The organism is Alteromonas sp. AWJ4_197 (genome assembly GCF_056160285.1).
Genome location: NZ_JBSWWW010000002.1, coordinates 576,693 through 595,842 on the forward strand (window position 1 = coordinate 576,693; position 19,150 = coordinate 595,842).

11 protein-coding genes are annotated in these 19,150 nt (G+C 46.6%); 5 read left to right on the plus strand and 6 right to left on the minus strand.

Translation table 11 applies throughout. From position 1 onward, the window contains the following. Positions 1–21 precede the first annotated feature (21 nt). The 5 genes from ACXAGC_RS05915 (at position 22) to ACXAGC_RS05935 (ending at position 8,572) form a co-directional block, all read left to right on the plus strand. Positions 22–1,926 carry a sialate O-acetylesterase gene (locus ACXAGC_RS05915; protein ID WP_474843236.1) on the plus strand — a complete coding sequence of 635 codons (1,905 nt, stop codon included), beginning with the start codon at positions 22–24 and terminating at the stop codon, positions 1,924–1,926. A gap of 234 nt (positions 1,927–2,160) precedes the next feature. Then, positions 2,161–5,214, plus strand: a complete 3,054-nt coding sequence (locus ACXAGC_RS05920) for a TonB-dependent receptor (protein ID WP_474843238.1) — start codon at positions 2,161–2,163, stop codon at positions 5,212–5,214. Positions 5,215–5,282: 68 nt separating this feature from the next. After that, positions 5,283–6,032, plus strand: coding sequence for a SapC family protein (locus ACXAGC_RS05925; RefSeq protein WP_474843240.1), 750 nt, complete (start codon positions 5,283–5,285; stop codon positions 6,030–6,032). Continuing rightward, complete coding sequence (locus ACXAGC_RS05930) at positions 6,029–7,063, plus strand: cupin-like domain-containing protein (protein ID WP_474843242.1); 1,035 nt, start codon at positions 6,029–6,031, stop codon at positions 7,061–7,063. The genes ACXAGC_RS05925 and ACXAGC_RS05930 overlap by 4 nt, the downstream gene beginning before the upstream one ends. Before the next feature lie 9 nt (positions 7,064–7,072). Continuing rightward, the gene (locus ACXAGC_RS05935) at positions 7,073–8,572 is read left to right on the plus strand and encodes a tryptophan halogenase family protein (RefSeq protein WP_474843244.1); all 1,500 of its coding nucleotides are present in this window, start codon (positions 7,073–7,075) and stop codon (positions 8,570–8,572) included. A 44-nt stretch (positions 8,573–8,616) separates the two neighbouring features. Here ACXAGC_RS05935 and ACXAGC_RS05940 read toward each other — a convergent pair whose 3' ends face one another. The 6 genes from ACXAGC_RS05940 to ACXAGC_RS05965 all read right to left on the minus strand — a co-directional run bounded on the left by ACXAGC_RS05940 (position 8,617) and on the right by ACXAGC_RS05965 (position 18,771). After that, the gene (locus ACXAGC_RS05940; RefSeq protein WP_474843246.1) at positions 8,617–9,729 is read right to left on the minus strand and encodes an endo-1,4-beta-xylanase; all 1,113 of its coding nucleotides are present in this window, start codon (positions 9,727–9,729) and stop codon (positions 8,617–8,619) included. 13 nt (positions 9,730–9,742) lie between these two features. Beyond that, on the minus strand, positions 9,743–12,457 hold the full coding sequence (locus ACXAGC_RS05945; protein WP_474843248.1) for a glycoside hydrolase family 3 C-terminal domain-containing protein: 2,715 nt from the start codon (positions 12,455–12,457) through the stop codon (positions 9,743–9,745). A 153-nt stretch (positions 12,458–12,610) separates the two neighbouring features. Next, positions 12,611–13,819, minus strand: a complete 1,209-nt coding sequence (gene manD, locus ACXAGC_RS05950; RefSeq protein WP_474843250.1) for a D-mannonate dehydratase ManD — start codon at positions 13,817–13,819, stop codon at positions 12,611–12,613. 50 nt (positions 13,820–13,869) lie between these two features. Further along, positions 13,870–16,026, minus strand: coding sequence for an alpha-glucuronidase family glycosyl hydrolase (locus tag ACXAGC_RS05955; protein WP_474843252.1), 2,157 nt, complete (start codon positions 16,024–16,026; stop codon positions 13,870–13,872). 295 nt (positions 16,027–16,321) lie between these two features. Further along, complete coding sequence (locus ACXAGC_RS05960) at positions 16,322–17,752, minus strand: sugar porter family MFS transporter (RefSeq protein ID WP_474843254.1); 1,431 nt, start codon at positions 17,750–17,752, stop codon at positions 16,322–16,324. Continuing rightward, positions 17,752–18,771 carry a glycoside hydrolase family 43 protein gene (locus ACXAGC_RS05965; RefSeq protein ID WP_474843465.1) on the minus strand — a complete coding sequence of 340 codons (1,020 nt, stop codon included), beginning with the start codon at positions 18,769–18,771 and terminating at the stop codon, positions 17,752–17,754. The genes ACXAGC_RS05960 and ACXAGC_RS05965 overlap by 1 nt, the downstream gene beginning before the upstream one ends. Positions 18,772–19,150: the final 379 nt, after the last annotated feature.

The window sequence follows — 19,150 nt, forward strand, 5'->3', positions numbered from 1 at the left end:
CGAAACATTTCAGGAGTGTTCATGACCCGTTTAATTATCAGTATGTTTATTCTTCTGTGCTGTCCGGTCCAGGCATTGACTGTGCACCGCCTCATTTCCGATAGTGCGGTACTACAACGCAATCACATTATTCCGGTGAAGGGAACTTCAGAAAGTGAAACGGTTTCAATTTGGCTGAACGATACACTCACCGGAAAAGCCAAAGTGACCAGCGGCCAGTGGGAAATAAACTTACCAGCCAGAGAAGCCGGAGGACCTTTCACACTGAAGATTAAAGGTGACAGCGAACTGACATTCTCCGATATATATTTCGGAGATGTATTTCTGGCTTCAGGGCAATCAAACATGGAGCTTACCATGGCCAGGGTTGAAGAAGCCTACCCTGAAGATGTCAGTCAGGCTGATTTCCCTCTCATCCGTGAATTTACAGTTCCGGATAAATATCGTTTTGATGCTGAAAACAAAAATTATGAAGCTGGCAAATGGCTCACTGCTACCCCGCAAAATATCAGACAACTTTCGGCTGTAGGTTATTACTTTGCCAACAAAATCCATAACTCTCAGAATGTGCCGGTAGGCATAATAAACGCTGCCTTAGGAGGCTCTCCCATCGAAGCCTGGATGGCCAGAGAAACGCTGGCACCTTATCCTGATGAAATAGCGGCAGGTGACTTTTTCGCAAAACAAGAAAATATTATCAGAACACAGGAACAAGAACGGGAAGCAGTTGATAACTGGTATAAGACGCTGAATGATAAGGACAAAGGCATGCAGGAAACGCCCTGGTATACACCTGAATTGGATGATAGTCAGTGGCAGTCAATTGCGATGCCGGGAGATCTAAAAGGTTATGATGAGGGATTTGCCGGGGTTTGGTGGTTAAGAAAACATGTCCATCTTGACAGCGTGCCCGACCAATCTTTTATTCTGCGATTAGGTCGCATTGTTGATGCTGATGAAGCATGGGTAAACGGAGTAAAAGTTGGTAACACCACCTATCAGTATCCACCCCGACGCTACACTGTACCGGCATCGGCATTAAAAAAAGGGGACAATGTGATCACCGTCAGAGTAACCTCCAATGGTGGCGCAACAGGTTTTGTAACAGACAAACCATACTTTTTAGGCGCCTCTGAAGGTAGCAGCATTCGTCTGGACGGTGACTGGAAGTATAAATTGTCATACCTCACAACTGAGACCCCGGCCACCACGTTTATTCGCTGGAAACCCATGGGTTTATTCAATGCGATGATAGCGCCGGCTGCAGGCTATCCGTTATCGGGAGTATTGTGGTATCAGGGGGAGTCTAACGCTTCCCGTCCTTCCGGATACAGCGATAAATTAATAGCCATGATGGCTAACTGGCGTAGCCGCTGGGAGGCACCCGATTTGCCTTTCTTCATCATACAGTTGACAAATTTTATGGAACGGAAACCTGAGCCGGGCGAAAGTAGCTGGGCAGAACTTCGTGGTGAACAAGCCAAAGCAGCAGCCGACCCCGCGACCGCCCTTATTGTTACAATCGACATAGGTGAATGGAACGATATTCACCCTGTAAATAAGCGTGAAGTTGGCCACAGAGTGGCACTTGCCGCAGAAAACATGGTTTACCGGAAAAACGTGGACTTTAACGGACCAATAGTTAAATCAGTAAAATCTTCAGGTAAGCAAGTTGAGCTTACTTTCGACTCGCCACTGGACCATGAACGTTTTAACGATACCCCGGCCAGCTTTGCCATGGCCGGCGCAGATGGTAATTACAAATGGGCAAAGTCGACCCTTCAGGGTAATAAGGTAATTCTGTCCCATCCTGCAATCAGTAAACCTGAAAAAGTGCGTTATGCATGGGCCGATAATCCTGCTGTATCTGTTTATGACCTGAGCGGTTTGCCCGCAGCGCCTTTCGAAATGAGTGTGTCACCATAATACCTCTCAGAGACATTTCTGCGCGGGTATACCGCGTAAAAAAAACACATTGAAGTAAAAAAAAATAATACCTGTTGCATGTTGTAAAGTGAAAGTATTTACACATCGTTAACATCATGGTCACGTAATTGGCGCTTAAGCGACAGCGTGAAATCTCTAAATAAACCAGATGCTGACGGGAAAAGGTTGGGCTATGTGTACATAGCCCGGGCACATCTCAACAGGACTAATGTAATGAACAAACAGCACACGTTCAGACAATCAATAGTAAATAAAGCTGTATCAGTAATACTTGGGACGGTAGTCATTTTACCGGCGACAGCACAAACGGAAGATCCGGTCGAAGTTATAGAAGTTACCGGTTTACGCTCCAGCCTGGCTGAAGCGGCTTCGATAAAAAGAAATTCTGTAGGGGTTGTAGACGCAATTTCAGCTGAAGACATCGGGAAATTTCCGGATACAAACCTTGCAGAATCCTTACAACGGATAACCGGTGTTTCCATCAGCCGTACAAACGGCGAAGGTAACGAAATCACCGTGAGGGGCTTTGGCGGCGGCAACAACATGATTACCCTGAATGGTCGGATGATGCCTGCAGCACAAACCTATGGCGGTGGTAGCGGAGCAGACGGTACGACCCGTGGAGGTAGTACCCGCGCTTTTGATTTCGCTAACCTGGCATCTGAAGGCATACGGGGCGTTGAGGTATATAAAACCAGCAAAGCAAATATCGCTACTGGTGGCATTGGTGCAACTGTGAATATCAAAACGGCACGCCCTCTTGATGCCCCCGGCTTTCGCTCCACCATAGGTGCAAAAGCAGTGCATGATACCACTAACCGTGCAGGTGATGATGTTACACCAGAGCTCTCCGGTTTAATCAGTTGGACTGATGATGACGCAAAATTTGGCGTGTCTTTAACGGGAAGTGTACAGGAACGTCATTCAGGATATGTTGGCGCAACAGTTAACGACTGGAACATCGGAACCTGGGGCGACCCTAACGATCCGGACACCCTGTTTAACAACAGCGGGGATATATATGAAAACGCACCTGAAGTGGGTCAGCTTTATGCCCGTCCCAACGATTTGCGCTATGCATTTTCGGATACAGAAAGAACGCGTACCAACGCACAGTTAACTCTGCAATACGCTGCCTCAGATAACCTTGTTGCGACCCTGGATTATCTTTATGCAGAGAATGATATACAGGAGCATCGTGGTGAAATAGGCAACTGGGTGCAAAACGGCTCCAACGTAACTGCTGTGGTATTTGATGACGGTCCCATTGCAACACCTATCTACATTGCAGAGTCTTATCCCGGTACCGTGGACGAAGGTTATGAACAACAATGGCGCGAACAAACTAATACACTCAATTCTGTAGGTATTAATCTTGAATATTTCGCCTCTGACAATCTTCTGCTGTCGCTTGATGCTCATAATTCCAAAATGGAAAGTTTGCCTACAGGTCCCAGTGACAATGCTGCCTCAGGTGAGATTGCTGTTGGTATAGGCTCCCCTACTGTTACTTCCCGCGAGTGGTGGTTCGATACGGAACTGCCGACATACCGGAATGTTTACGATGATAGTGCAAGAGGAAACGGGAACGGTGTAGTTGACGCCGGAGATGTTGGTTCATCGATTTTACGCTTCAGACACGCTTCTCAGGAAACAGAAATAAGTCAATTAAAACTTGACGGTAAATGGATGTTTGACAGCGGGGAATTTGATTTTGGTGTTGAAACCAGAGCTATGGAAATGATTGCGCGGCAGACGGCCGGCGACAATATGACACTAGGCAACTGGGGCATAGCGAATCCGGGAGAATTTTCCGAAGGACTCCTTCAACCTCTCGATGTAGCCGGTCTGTTTGATGACTTTGACACCGGGCAAAGTCAGGGAATGGGTTTTGTCGCTGATCCTGTAGCCTTAGCCCGTGAGGGGTTAGCACTCTACCCTTCAGATGCTAATTATTTCGGTGTCAGCAATATTTTCTCAACCAACGATGTGGTTAAAGAAGACACTATGGCCGCATATTTTCAGGTTGCACTGAGCGGCGAACTTGGCAATATGCCAGTTAACTTTTTGGCCGGAGTCCGTTACGAAAAAACCGACGTCACTTCAACATCTCTGGTCACGCCCCCCAGTTATCTGATTTGGGAAAACAACAACGACTTCAGTCTCTATACCGATCCTGATACAGATACAATTCCGCTGTCTGTGGACGCTGATTATGATCACGTGCTCCCCAGCTTTGACTTCGATGTTATGCTAACAGATGAGGTGAAAGCCAGATTCTCTTATAGCAAAACTATCGCCAGAGCAGGTTATGGTGATTTGCGGGTATCGCCCAGCGGTTTCGGTACATCAGGCTCGACACTTAACGGCACCAGACCCACGGCCAGTTCATCTAACCCTGCACTACTCCCTCTTGAGTCAGATAATTTTGATGTTTCAGCGGAGTGGTATTTTGAGGAAAACAGTTACGCATCAATAGGCTTCTTCGAAAAACGTGTGGCTAACTTTATCGGGACAGGCCAGGAAGATCGCACATTTTTTGACATCCTCGATCAGACTAACGGACCACGGGCATTGGCGGCTGCGGAAGCGCTCAGAGACCGCGGTTATGCAGTGGATGATACCTCACTTTTTGCCATGATGGTTCTGCTCGAACATCCCGAAGCATTCCCCAACGGCGCGGATGACTACACCGGTTCATCAGAACAGTTATTACAACTGGGGGAAACACCGGGATGGGATATCGTGCCTGAAGAAGGCGATCCTGAAATGGTGTTCAGAACCAGCTTGCCTCAAAATAACCGTGAAGCCAAACTGTACGGAGCAGAACTTGCTGTCCAACACTTCTTCGGAGAGTCCGGCTTCGGTTTCCAGGCGAACTATACCCTGGTTCGGGGCGACATCGGATTTGATAACAACGGAAGCCCGGATGTGTCACAGTTTGCTCTTGCCGGCCTGAGTGACACTGCCAACTTTGTTTTTATTTACGACAAAGACGGTCTGACAGCGCGGGTAGCTTATAACTGGCGTGATGAATATTTGAACCGCATAAACTATCGCGGCTCAAATAATCCCACTTACGTTGAAAGTTATGCGCAGATAGATGCTAACGTGAGTTACGCCATTAATGAACAACTCACAGTGTTTGTTGAAGGTATTAATATTACCGGAGAGAACCGTCGCGAGCATGGGCGTACTGAAAACCAGTTGTGGTATCTGGAAGATCTGGGAGCCCGCTATCAGCTAGGCGCCCGTTATAACTTCTGACAATAATAGCTAGCCGCGGCCGGAAGAGACGCCGGTTGCGGCTGTATATCTGAATAAATGGAAGTCCTGTGGCAAAACTACAATTACTCAATAACCTTAGCCATAAAGATTTACGGGTTTTTACCCGTTACGGGGCGCAATATGGCGATAACGTTGGCTCCGTACTTACTTTTCCTGTCGAGTATGACGATCTGCACAAAGAATACCCTGTTTTACTGCGCAGACATCCCACACACGGTCTGCAATCAGTAGCATTACTCGGTTTTTCTGCACAGGAAAATCTTTTTCTGAATGATCTCTACCCTTCACCACCGTCAGCAGGCAGCTGGATGGCCCGCTATGTGCCGGCAATGATTGCAAAAGGCCCGTTTATGATTGGATATCAGCAACAGGACGGCCAATCTGAGCCGGTTATACATGTTGATATGGACCATCCCAGAATCTCACATGATGCAGCCGGAGGCACTGCTGTATTCTTACCCAAGGGCGGCCAGAGTGGTTATTTGCAAAAAATAGCTTCAACACTTCAGCGGCTGGATACAGGTCAAAAAGAAGCGGATTTATTCTACCGGGAAATGGATCACCTGAATCTACTTGTGCCCGTTAACTTTACTCTTACATTGAATTCAGGAGAGAAAATCTCCGTTGAGGGTCATGAGACTATTTGCAGTGAAACGTTCGCATCTTTACCTTCACATTCACTGTCAGAACTGCACCGGAAAGGCTGGTTGAATTATATAATTTTTCTTCAGTCCTCGCTGGCAAATATGAATTGGCTCATTGAAATGAAAAATGCAATGGAGATTGTCAGGACGTGAACGAGCGACAGTGGCTTCCTGTCGAGGAGACAGCGCATTTAACCCCGACGTCAATCCCATCAGACCTGATTTTAAGACATAAACCCCTGGTTATGCGTGGTTTAGTTCAGTCATGGCCCGCAGTGAAGGATTCCGGCGATGTGCCCCGTCTGATAAACAGAATCAAGCAGGCATATAATGGCAGGCCGGCAATGATATACCAGGCTCCGCCCGGCGTTTCCGGCCGGTTCGCCTACGGCCCTGATTTGACGCACTTAAACTACGAAAGTGTATACGGCAGCGTTTCAACTATGCTTGATGAAATTACAGAAACGTTGAACGAGGCTAATCCACCTTCCCGCTATGTTGCTTCGAACCAACTTCAAACCCACTTTCCCGGACTGTTATGTGAACATTCACTAAGGTTACCACCGGCAATTACCCACCCGGAAGCTGCTCCGCCCTTAGCAAGTATCTGGATGGGGAATCATTCCATCGCCTGCGCCCATTTCGACGCGCTGGAAAATATTGCCTGTTGTGTAGCCGGAGAAAGGCGCTTTAATCTTTTCCCCCCTGAGCAGATTAAGCATCTTTATCCCGGTCCGCTTCATATTACCCCGGGGGGACAGCCTGTGACGCTGGTAGATATACACAACCCCGATTTACAAAAATTTCCTGAGTTTGCCCGCGCGCGGGAACATGGCTATGAAGTTACTCTCAAGCCCGGCGATGCTATCTATATCCCGTCCATGTGGTGGCATCAGGTAGAAGGTCTGCATGCTTTCAACATTATGATCAACTACTGGTGGAGTATGGCACCGGACTACCTTGCAGGAGGCATGAGTGCTCTGCTGCACAGTATACTGGCCATCAGAGATAAACCCGTTCACGAAAAAAAGGCCTGGAAAGCCATATTCGATTATTACATTTTCTCCGCCAGTGAGAGTAATACGGACCATATTCCCGAAGAGGCAAAAGGTCCCCTCGCTACACTGGATGAGAATACAGCAAGGCAACTCAGAGCCATATTAATACGACAGTTAAATCAATAGGTTTCGCCAATGGATTCAAACACCCAATCAGAGAAAACCCGCGTTGTCATTGCCGGTGGTGGTACTGCAGGCTGGTTGACTGCCGCAGCACTTGCAAAAAAGCTGGGTCCGTTAGTGGACATAACACTGGTTGAATCTTCTGATATTTCGACTATTGGGGTTGGTGAGGCGACTATCCCCCCTCTTCGCGTTTTTCACCAGTTGCTGGGAATTAATGAAGCTGAATTTATGCGGGCGACCTCCGCGACCTTTAAACTGGGTATTCAGTTCACTGATTTCGGCGATAAACAAACTGAGTATATTCACTCTTTCGGGCAAACCGGGCAATCAGGCTGGCTGGCTGAATTTTTCCATTTCTGGAGAGAGGCTCACGAAAGAGGCATACCCGGAGAATACGGAGAATACTGTCTGGAGCTGGAAGCGGCCAAAGCTAATAAATTCTTCACCTCAACGCAAAATTCTCCTCTCAACTACGCCTATCATCTTGATGCCGGAGCTTACGCTGCCTATTTGAAAAAAATAGCCGTTAACTCTGGCATCACTCATATTGTTGATAACATTGAAGCGGTCAACCGTGCCCCGTCTGGAGATATTTATGCGCTTTTACTCCGGCAGCAGGGGTTGTTAACGGGTGATCTCTTTATTGACTGTACAGGGTTTAAAGCTCTGCTGATTGGTGAAGCCCTTAACACCGGATATGAAGACTGGTCTCACTGGCTTTTCTGCAACCGGGCTCTGGCCGTACAAACTGAATTGGCTCCGCCATTAAAGCCCTATACAGTAGCTTCTGCTCATGAAGCAGGGTGGCGCTGGGAAATACCTTTACAACACAGAATGGGCAACGGATTCGTTTACAGCAGTCAATTCCTCACAGATGAACAGGCTGAATTGCAATTTCAGAAGACGCTGAATTCTGCCCCACTGCAAACAATTCGTCGCATAGAATTTAAAACTGGCAGACGTGACCATGCCTGGCAACACAATTGTGTTGCTATCGGGCTTTCTGCGGGTTTCGTTGAGCCCATGGAGTCTACCAGTATTCATTTAATAGTAACGGGTATAACGCGGCTTATGCAGCTGTTTCCTTACAGGGGAGATGCTACCCGCCTGCGTAATGAATATAACAATCAAACGCGGGCCGAAATAGAGAAGATACGTGATTTCATTATATTGCATTATCATGTAACAGAACGGGACGATTCTGAATTCTGGAAAATGTGCAAAAAAATGAACATTCCGGACAGTCTGGCTGAACGTATTGAATTATTTAAAGAACATGGTCATGCTTTTCAGAAAAACGGTGAGTTGTTTCGCGTTGATTCCTGGACTCAGGTAATGCTCGGACAAGGAATTTTGCCGGGCTCCTGGCATCCCGCAGCAAAAATGATGAGTAGCGGGCAACTTAGCGCAGCTATGGAAAAAGGCAAACAGGAAATTAAACAACGGGTAGCTCAGTTACCCGGGCACGAGGCATTTGTCAGTCAGTATTGTGCTTCAGTGAAGCATTAGAGCGCTTACATTCACAGTGACATTCGCAAATACAAAAAAAGCACCTATGGTGCTTTTTTTACTATTACTTTGTAGGCCAGCTTTGGTTGGCCATTCCGGTCGAATAGTAACGGATAATCCACCCGTCCACGGACAGGCCAGTTATTTCGCCAGGATTCATCATCAGACGTTCCCCAAAGCGTCACCCTGTCAATATGTGCAGCATATTTCACAAACAAGGAGAAAAGACCTTCATAGACATCAGCTAATCTCATTTGCTCTGACTCTGGCAATCCGTTTCTGTAGGGGTCGTACAATGGATCAGCCACATACCGTTGATTTACGTTTGCACCATCAAAAGATTCCTCCGGGACGGGTAACACTGACACGTCCAGTTCTGTCAGAGAAACCTTAGTTCCCGCACTGATAAGAGTCTTGATGCTCTCTTCAACAGCGCTCAGCTCCGGATAAAATAATGAGTAGTGGCCCTGCATCCCCACTGCGGAAATATCGATTCCGGCGTCGGTAAGCTGGTGTATCAGCCTGACTGCACCTGCCACTTTTTCGGGCTTATATAAATTAAAATCGTTATAGTACAACTGAGCATCAGGATCTGCTTCCCTGGCAAAACGAAAAGCCTGAATCAGGTAGTCATCGCCAATAATTCTTCTCCAGGGAGTATCACGTAAACTTCCATCGTCGTTTAAAGCCTCATTCACCACATCCCATCCCAGTACTCTCCCTTTATAGCGACCTGCAACGGTATAAATGTGTTCTTTCATGCGCTCCAGTAAATGCTTTCTGCTGATCTCAGCGCCTTTTTCATCTTTAAAAACCCACTCTGGTGTTTGCTGATGCCAGATCAACGTATGGCCAATGACTGAAGCTCCGCATCTGTCTGCCAGCTCGAACAGCTTATCTGCCAGGGTGAAATCGAATTCCCCGTCACGGGGCTGCAAGGACTGCCACTTCATAGCATTTTCTGCAGTGAAGGCATTGAATTCCTTACAAACCGGTGTATCTGTAGCGGGTAACGCTTTACTCAAAGTATCGTTACTGATGGCTGTGCCTGTGAGAAATTGATCATGGTAGGCTTCTGCCAGTTCTTGTGCACAAATTGACGGACTCGCGGTAATCACTCCGCATAACATTACCAATATGACTTTCGCTTTTTCCAAAATGTTGTCCGCCTTAATAGATGTTGATACTTGCCTGCGCGATGCGTGTTTTATCGACATAGCCCGGCTGACCATCACCGGCGAATATATTTAATTTTCCCTTATAAGCGACCCTGCTACCTTTATCGTTTATGTATGTCAGCTCTGAGGCTGGTACGGTTAATGATACGGATGCTTTGGTCTGATTTTCCAAAAATGTGCGGGTGAATCCTTTTAAGCTTATACGTGGAGTACCTGCAGGCGCATCCGGCATCTGCACATACAACTGTGTCACCTGCTCTGCATCGTACGGCCCCATATTTTGCAGACTGACTGTAATTTCCAGATCACTTCCGGAATTCAAATTCGCAGGGGTTTTCAAGTCACTGTATTGGATTTCACTATAGCCCAGTCCATGCCCGAACGGGTATAAGACCTCGCCTTCGAAGTAGCGATAGGTACGGTTAGTCATTGAATAATCATCAAACTCTGCAAAACCATCGAGATTTTTATAGAAGGTCACCGGTAATCTTCCTGACGGATTTACTTCACCCCACAAAATTTTGGCAAGCGCTGTACCAGCTGCTTCACCCGGATAAAATGCCTGAATAATCGCATCAGCGTGTTCATCTTCCCAGTTTAAGGCCATCGCACTGCCACTAAAATTAACGACCACTACCGGCTTTCCGATTTTATGTATAGCTTTAATTAACGCCTGCTGCTCCGCCGGCAAATCAATCCGTGAGCGATCGCCATAGTTGAAGCCGTCCAGCTTAACCGGCATCTCTTCGCCTTCAATACGGGGAGATATACCTACCGCCATCACAATTACATCTGCCTGTTGAGCAACGCTTTCAGACTCAGCCAACAAATCGGTGGAAACGTTCACCCAGCGCATTTGCCAGTCGCGTAAATGACTATAAGCCGTATTCGCTATAGTGTTCACAGAAAATATATGCCGGATTTCCAGGTCGTAAGACACGCCCGCCTCCAGTTCAACACTTCCGTTTATACGGCGTCCTTCGATGGATATCTCACCGGCGCCGTCAAAGCGATATTCTCCGGATTTCTCCGGGATCAGAACTGCTTTCAACACCATGCCATAGTCTTCAGCTATTTTGTTGGTCACAGGAGAATGGGTTTTGCGAAACGAGAGAGAGTCTAATACTTCACTACTAACGGGCCCGCCGGACATTTCGACAGGGAAATGCGGACGGGAAAAGTCAGACATTTTACCCTGCGTAACTTCGAAATATTCAGCTTGAGCACCGGGTACTAATCGTCCATCTTTGTCGTTATGATATAAAACAGTGTTATCCAGAACCTGCCAATGCCCGTATACGTCAGCAATTAATGCGCTGCCCGCTGAATAGGCCACATTATCCACGCCGGCATAATTTCTGATCCCCTCCAGAGCAGTCACCGGGTTTACCGGTAATCCGTTGTAGTTCCCCACCAATACATCAGGATTGTCTGCATTAGGGCCAATAACTGCGACTTTAAGTCCTTTTTTCAGAGGCAGAATCCCGTCGTTTTTGAGCATTACCAGAGATTTCTCAGCAGCTTGTAAGGCTTTTGAAAGATGAGACTCTGAACCAACAGATTCAGAAGGTATTGATGCAAAGGGCACATCTTCATCGGGATCAAACATGCCGAGTTTAAAGCGGGTTTTAAATAGCCTGCTTACCGCCTGGTCTATTAACGACTCATCAATAAAACCTTTCTGTACCGCAAAGATGAGGTTAGCAAAACTGCTTAACCGCCCAGTGCCGCAATTCAGATCGGTTCCGCTGGTTACTGCCCAGGCAGCTGCAGCTGCAGGAGATGCAGTGACGTTGTGTGCCTTAGGATCGTAAAAATCAGCTATAGCACCGCAGTCTGACATTACATGACCATCGAATCCGTATTTACCTCTCAGAATTTCTTTCAGAAGCATATCGGAACCACAAGCAGGCGCATCATTCACACGATTGTAAGCGCACATAACTGCTTCGACATTTGCCTCTGTAACAGCCTTTTCAAAAGCTGGCAGGTAAGTCTCGTAAAGGTCTTTATCTGAAACAACATAATTGTCAGAATGGCGGGAAATCTCAGGGCCGTTGTGAACAGCAAAGTGTTTAGCTGTTGCTGCAGTTTTTAAATACTTATCATCATTGCCTTGCAGACCGGTGATAAAAGAAACGCCAAGTTCTCCTGTGAGATAGGGATCTTCGCCGTAGGTCTCCTGACCTCTACCCCACCGCGGATCGCGAAAAATATTTATATTCGGGGACCAGTAAGTCAGACCGGTGTAACGATAACTAAGTCCGTCCTGTTTAAATTCGTGGTGCTTCGCTCTACCTTCGTCGGAAATCACCGTAGCGACCTGATTCAAAAACGCCCTGTCCCACATCGCCGCCAACCCGATTGCCTGTGGAAACACTGTCGCTTCTCCGGCTCTGGCAACACCATGTAACGCTTCATTCCAATAGTCATACGCCGGTACTCCCAGCCGCGTGATGGCGGGGGCATCGTTGTACATCTGTGCAACTTTTTCCTCCAGCGTCATACTTTCTACCAGTGCCTTAACCCGGCTATCAAGTGGAAGTGCCGTATTCAGATAATCCGGCTGATTGTGACCCGTTGACTCAGCACGCACAACTTGCTGAGAGTGAACTTTAGTGCAGGATGCCAATGTTAAGGCAAGGGGAATTAATGCCAGTGCAAATCGCTTTTTAAAAGAACTGACAGCAGGTTTGACGTCTTCCATGTAACTCATGATTTTCTCACATTTGTAAACGATGAGAACACGATACCCCAACACTATTCGTGAACAAGCGGACCACTTCAAAACGTAAATAAGATGTAAAAAAACGCCATCAGAGCACGAATAAAATTGAGATTAAGTCCCGCTGAAGGATTTCTACCAGTTCCACAAAGTGCCATCCTCCAAACGATTCACAGGCAGCATTGCCCGCTTATAGGGATATTTTTTCGCAAGCGATTCGTCAATATCCACACCATGGCCCGCTGACTCTCCGGGAGTGAAAAAACCTCTTTCAAATTTATAATCGAAAGTGAATACTGACTCCATCTCTCGCGTATATGGCATATGCTCCTGAATACCAAAATTTGGTACCCAGTAATCAAAATGCAATGCCGCGCCCATACACACAGGCGACAAATCCGTTGCGCCATGAAACCCTGTTTTAACGTGATACAGACTCGCAAAGTCGGCTAATCTTCGCATTTGAGTAATGCCACCCGCATGCACCAGCGTCGAACGGATATAATCGATATATTGCTCTTGTATTAAAGAGCGGCAATCGTGAATGGAATTAAATACCTCTCCTACTGCCAGAGGTGTAGTCGTATGCTCACGAATTAAGCGAAAGCTCTCCTGATTTTCTGCAACAACGGCATCTTCCATCCAGAACAGATGGTACGGCTCCAGTTCCTTACCAAGCCGGGCCGCTTCAATAGGCGTTAAGCGGTGATGTACATCATGTAACAAGTGAATGTCGTCGCCATACTGGCTGCGGACGGCGTCGAAAAGTTTAGGCATAAAATTCAGATACTTATGCGTACTCCATACACTTTCTGATGGAAGGTCAGCGTCTGCCGGTTCATATTTTCTGCCATCTTTGGCAACACCGTAAGTACTTGCCAGACCAGGGATCCCTGACTGCACCCGTACTGCCTGATACCCTGCGTCAATGGCTTTACCAACGGCATCCAGGGTCGACTCGATACATACGCCGTCAGCATGGGTATAAGTCATGATCCTGTCGCGACTACGCCCGCCCAATAATTGATAGAGAGGCAGGTTGGCTATTTTTGCCTTAATGTCCCATAACGCAATGTCGACGGCAGCAAGGGCAGTCATTCCCACGGGGCCACGCCGCCAGTAAGCGCCGCGATACAAAAACTGCCAGAGATCTTCTATACGTTGCGGATCTTTTCCGATAAGAGTAGGAATAATATGATCTTCAAGATAGCTGACAACGGACAATTCTCTACCGTTAAGTGTTGCGTCTCCGACGCCATACACCCCCTCATCAGTCATCACTTTCAACGTTACAAAATTGCGGCCGGGCGAACACACAATGACCTTAGCGTCGATAATTTTCATCGACTGACTCCTTAAAAAAATAATATACAGTGAACATTATTGAGACCATGTCAGCCCTGACCCGGAGCATGGGGAAAAGATCTTGCTTTCAATTCGGCAAGTGAGTGTTTTGGTGTAAACCACTTTGCCGGTATGGGACGCTCAGAAAATTGTTGAAAATACAGCACACATGCATCACGCCACCAAATTGCTTCTTTCTCCTGAATATCCAGCGCCATCTGTACCTGACGGAATTGCAGAGGGTCAATCTGTCCTTCTAAATCATCCCATTTAGCGGCCATTTCACTAACTTGTTCTGCGCCCTGAAAATAGCGGTAAACCAACTCATCCCACAATGGACGGCCGCTGGATTCAACCTCAAAATCCCAGGGCAAGTGGTGAAACCAGAGCAGATATTTTTCGGGTGTACTTTGGGGATTTGACCACAGCTCCTTTAAAGGTGAAAAATATTGTTCTGTGGCATTCACGCCCTCGGGTGTACGGTCAAACCCGATACCGTCTTTCGCCGCACGATGATAGTAAGTCGAATTCCAGTCATCCCGTCCGAGACTATCAACCCAGGGACCTGGTCCGTAATGATGGCCAGCTCCCATGATGTGATGTAAGCCTAACGGTGTCATGACATCTACCACGGTTTGATGGCTGGTCATCATCATATTCGTGATAGCTGCCACTGCGTTCTTTTCATGGCTGAGTGTCATACGCACCCAATCTTCTGCGACCTCTGACGCTTTGCTTTCAGGATCCCAGGCCATGCGACCAAACACATACCAGTTCGACTGCAGTATGATATGCCCTGTCCAGTTGCGGTCAGTGCCGATATTCGACACGCCCGCCATGCCGCTAATCCTATGGTCAAACAGTTCACCATCGATAACTTTAGCAACCGTACTCCCTTCACCCTTTGCATATGTATCAGACTGCAGAACCTCCTCATACATTGGGCCCAGATAAACAAAATGTGTACTGAATCCCAAATATTCCATAGTAATTTGGAACTCCATCATCAGTGGTGTTTCTGGCATAGCACCGAATAAAGGACTAAAGGGTTCCCTGGGTTGAAAATCAATCGGGCCGTTTTTTACCTGAACCAATACGTTTTCATCAAACTTTCCGTCAAGAGGTGTGAACTCTGAATACGCTTGTTTGGAGCGCTCTTCGCCTTTCTCATTGGCGTAGACAAAAGCTCTCCACATAACATTTCCAGCAAACGGAGCCAGTGCCTTCGCAAGCATATTCGCACCTTGTGCATGAGTACGGCCAAAATCCCCCGGCCCGGGTTGTCCCTCAGAATTCGCCTTTACCAGGAATCCACCGAAGTCGGGTATATCAGCATAAATCTCTGCCACTTTATCCTTCCACCACTGCTGAACTTCGGGATCCATTGGATCTGATGTGGACAAATTACCAATGAGTTGCGGCGAACTGAATTTCACAGATAGATAAACCTTAATTCCATAAGGTCTGAACAGATCAGCCAGTACTTTCACCTTCTCAAGATAATGGGGAGTCAATATGAGAGGGTCCGCATTGACATTATTAAGTACTGTGCCGTTGATACCAACTGACGCGTTGGCTCTGGCATAATCAACATACCGCTGATACCGGTATTCAGGTAATTTGTGCCAATCCCAAATAGACTGCCCCGCATATCCACGCTCTACATGGCGATCAAGATCATCCCAATGATTGAGCACTCTTAAGGAAATTTTTGGGGCCGATATGATATTAAGTGCATGCAAAGGCTTGTGTAACTGTACCTCTTTCAGAAGTCTGAATACCCCGTAAAGCGCCCCGGCATCAGTGTTAGCCAGCACCACTATTTTTGTTTCATTGTTATCCGTAACTTGTTTAACAATGTAACCTTCCCCTTCTGCCCGGCCAATATTGACGGAATACCGCTCAGCGAGTTGAGTTGCATTTTCACCACTGGCCACGAGTAAAGTGGCCTCGTCCGCACCCACATGGCGGGAACGATTTATCATGTTACCAAGAGCGAATTGTAGTTCTTCTCTGGCGACCTGCATGGTGTCTGAATCACCGTAGACATGGTAATTTCCTAGCAATGCAGTATAACTTTTTACCAGCTCAGATTGCTGTATAGCATCGTATTTGAGCCAGAGACGGTATCCATCTTCTCCGTGGAACAAATTTGAAGCAAATCCGCATTGTGACACTAGCAGGAAAAAAACGATCAGATACTTCATAACGTCCTTAAAATATTTTACGCGTAATATTAATCCGGCAACAATAAGGCATCCTGAGCAGCAGCATAACTAACCTTATTTCATGAAAACCAAGAGTTAACCTCATATAAATTCATTGTTAATAATAAGGTAACTACCTCATACTTTTTTTATGAAAAATGTTTATTGCCTTTGTGTTTTTTTGAGTTATCCCACTCACGTTGCTTCAAAAGTCTGAATCTTTACCAAAAAAAAGCCAGCGACATGCGCTGGCAAAATGGGAACTTGCATTCAATGGTTTATCTGAAGAAACAGATTACCCCTCCATATTTTCGAGCTCTCTGCCCTTCGTCTCGTGTATGAAACGAATGACAAATATGACTGAAAGCAATGCGAAAAATGTATACAGCCCGTATGCGCCGGCCAGGCCGGTCCCTGCCAACAATACTGGAAAGGAAATAGTAATCATAAAGTTACACGTCCATTGCACAAGACCGCTGACAGCCAGGCCGGAACCTCGTATCTGATTCGGAAACATTTCACCCAGCATAACCCACATAACCGGTCCCCAGGACATATTAAAGAAGAAGACATACAGGTTCGCAGAAACCAGGGCTAATGAACCCCACTCTCCAAGTATGAGTTTGCCGCCGGCCCCCTGAGAGGCATTCATAAAAGCGACTACCAGCACACCGAGAGTCAGAGTCATGCCTATCGATCCCCACTTCAGCAAGGGTTTGCGTCCAATTTTATCAATGACCAGGAGGGTCAACACACAAGCTGAAATACTGATAGCTCCGCTTAGAACGTTGATAAGTAACGCGTCAGACTCAGAAAAGCCAACGGCCTGCCATAGTACTGCTCCATAGTAAAAAACTACGTTAATACCCACAAGTTGCTGGAATGCAGCCAGACCCAGACCCACCCACACAACCGGGCGCACTCTGCCGGCTGTTTTATCAAACAGATCCTTTAGTTGTGGACGATGGTCGTGAGAAAGTGATTTTTTTATTTCAATGAACTTTTCTTGTGCAGCATCTTCACCAAGCAGCTTCCTGAGCACTTTTCGGGCGCGTTCTGGCTGATTACCCGAAACAAGAAACCTTGGACTCTCAGGAATAAACCATAGCATTACGAAAAACAAAGTAGCCGGAATCAGCTCTATCCAGAACATCCAACGCCATGCTTCAAAATTTAACCACAATTTATTTGTCGAGCCTGCCGCTTCGCCGGCAAGAATGTAGTTACTTAAAAATGCAGAGAACAAACCACTCAGAATAGCAATTTGCTGAATACTCGTCAGCATTCCCCGGTACCGGGCAGGAGAGACCTCCGAGATATAAGCTGGTGCCATTACCGAAGCAGCCCCGACAGCAAGGCCGCCTGCTACACGATAAATTACAAACTCAAAAGAGGATGTAGCAACACCTGAGCCCCAGGCACTCACAATGAACAATACCGAAGAGATAATCAGTAAAGTTCTGCGGCCATATTTGTCAGCAAAACGACCAGCAAAGAAAGCGCCGGCTGCGCATCCTAGTAACATGCTGGATACATTAAACCCGGTTCCGGCGCTTTGTGAGTTAAATGCCTTTTGCAGCCCGTCAACTGTGCCATTAATGACACCACTGTCAAATCCGAAGAGAAAACCACCGATGGTTGCAACAATACTAATAAACACAACAAAACTAATATTGTCTTCCGTGGCTTTATCCATACTTGCCGTCTGAGCAGTTGATTCCAACATCACTTCTGCCCTAAGTAAGGATCAATGGTTACGATAGAGCCGTCCGGATTATAGGTAAGCTCTGTCATTTTCACACTTCGCAGGTGAGTTTGACCATCTGATAATGAGCTATCGTGATAGAACAGGTACCACTTTCCTTTGAACTCAGCGATTGAATGATGATTGGTCCATCCTAGAACAGGCTGCAGAATCACCCCCTGATAAGTAAACGGGCCATACGGATTGTCACCCGTCGCATAAACAATTTTATGTGTATCACCTGTAGAGTAAGAGAGATAATATTTACCCTTATATTTGTGCATCCAGGCTGCTTCAAAGAAACGGCGATCGTTATCTCCTTGCAAAATTGGGTTACCTTCTTTATCCAGCAACTCAATTTCTTTAGGTGTTTCTGCGTAGGACAGCATATCAGCGGCCATTTTCGCTATACGAGGTTTTACCGCTGGTGCATTATCTGCGGGATAGACATCTTCAGCATTATAGGAACCGCCTTCATAGCGTTGTAGTTGTCCTCCCCATATGCCTCCGAAGTACATGTAATAAGCCCCGTCATCGTCCTTAAATACGGCAGGGTCCATGCTGTAGCTTCCCTCAATGGGTTCAGCCTCTGGCACGAAGGGGCCTTCAGGTTTGTCACTTGTGGCAGCACCGATATGAAAAACATCGTTTTTGTCTTTAAGGGGGAAGTAGAGGTAATAAGTCCCGTCCTTATAAGCTGCATCCGGAGCCCACAATTGTCGACCGGCCCAGGGAATATCCTTCACAGATAAAGCCACACCGTGATCTGTCACTTCACCGCCGACTTCATCCATACTGAGTATATGATAATCACGCATGTCAAAATGATCACCATTGTCATTTTGGGGAATCCCTGATTCCACATCGTGTGACGGGTAAATGTACAGGCGTCCGTTGAAAACATGTGCAGAAGGATCTGCGGTATAAATATGTTCAACAAGAGGATCGCTTAATCCACTTTTTACTGAGTTTTTATCTCCGGAATGTTTTTGAACCGGAATATCTTTGTCTTCAACATCTTGTTGTTGTGGCTGACACGCTGTCAGAACGAGTGCAGACAGGATCGCTGAAAAGGTTAAAGAGAGTTTAGGTTGAAACGTCATATTACGCTCCCTGTTAGTGATGAAAAGTGCATAGCCCGATAATGCAGGGAGAGTAAATTAACGGCAATATCAACGGCTGCGAAAACGATAAAAAGACAACGAGGTAATGAATAACATAAACTTCACAACACTATTTTTCCTATCACAGCCATCACCACTATAAATTATCTATTTGAACCAAATGGTTGCAAGAACAAAAATAGTGTAAGAACGCGTTCTCCAGAAGGCGATGTTACCTTAATGTTAAGCTCACTTAATTTACCTTAGCGGGATTTCA

Coding starts and splice junctions, on each gene's coding strand:
- ACXAGC_RS05945 (WP_474843248.1), bottom strand. CDS start 12,457: ATGGAAGACGTCAAACCTGCTGTCAGTTCTTTTAAAAAGCGATTTGCA.
- ACXAGC_RS05935 (WP_474843244.1), top strand. CDS start 7,073: ATGGATTCAAACACCCAATCAGAGAAAACCCGCGTTGTCATTGCCGGT.
- manD (WP_474843250.1), bottom strand. CDS start 13,819: ATGAAAATTATCGACGCTAAGGTCATTGTGTGTTCGCCCGGCCGCAAT.
- ACXAGC_RS05915 (WP_474843236.1), top strand. CDS start 22: ATGACCCGTTTAATTATCAGTATGTTTATTCTTCTGTGCTGTCCGGTC.
- ACXAGC_RS05955 (WP_474843252.1), bottom strand. CDS start 16,026: ATGAAGTATCTGATCGTTTTTTTCCTGCTAGTGTCACAATGCGGATTT.
- ACXAGC_RS05960 (WP_474843254.1), bottom strand. CDS start 17,752: ATGTTGGAATCAACTGCTCAGACGGCAAGTATGGATAAAGCCACGGAA.
- ACXAGC_RS05920 (WP_474843238.1), top strand. CDS start 2,161: ATGAACAAACAGCACACGTTCAGACAATCAATAGTAAATAAAGCTGTA.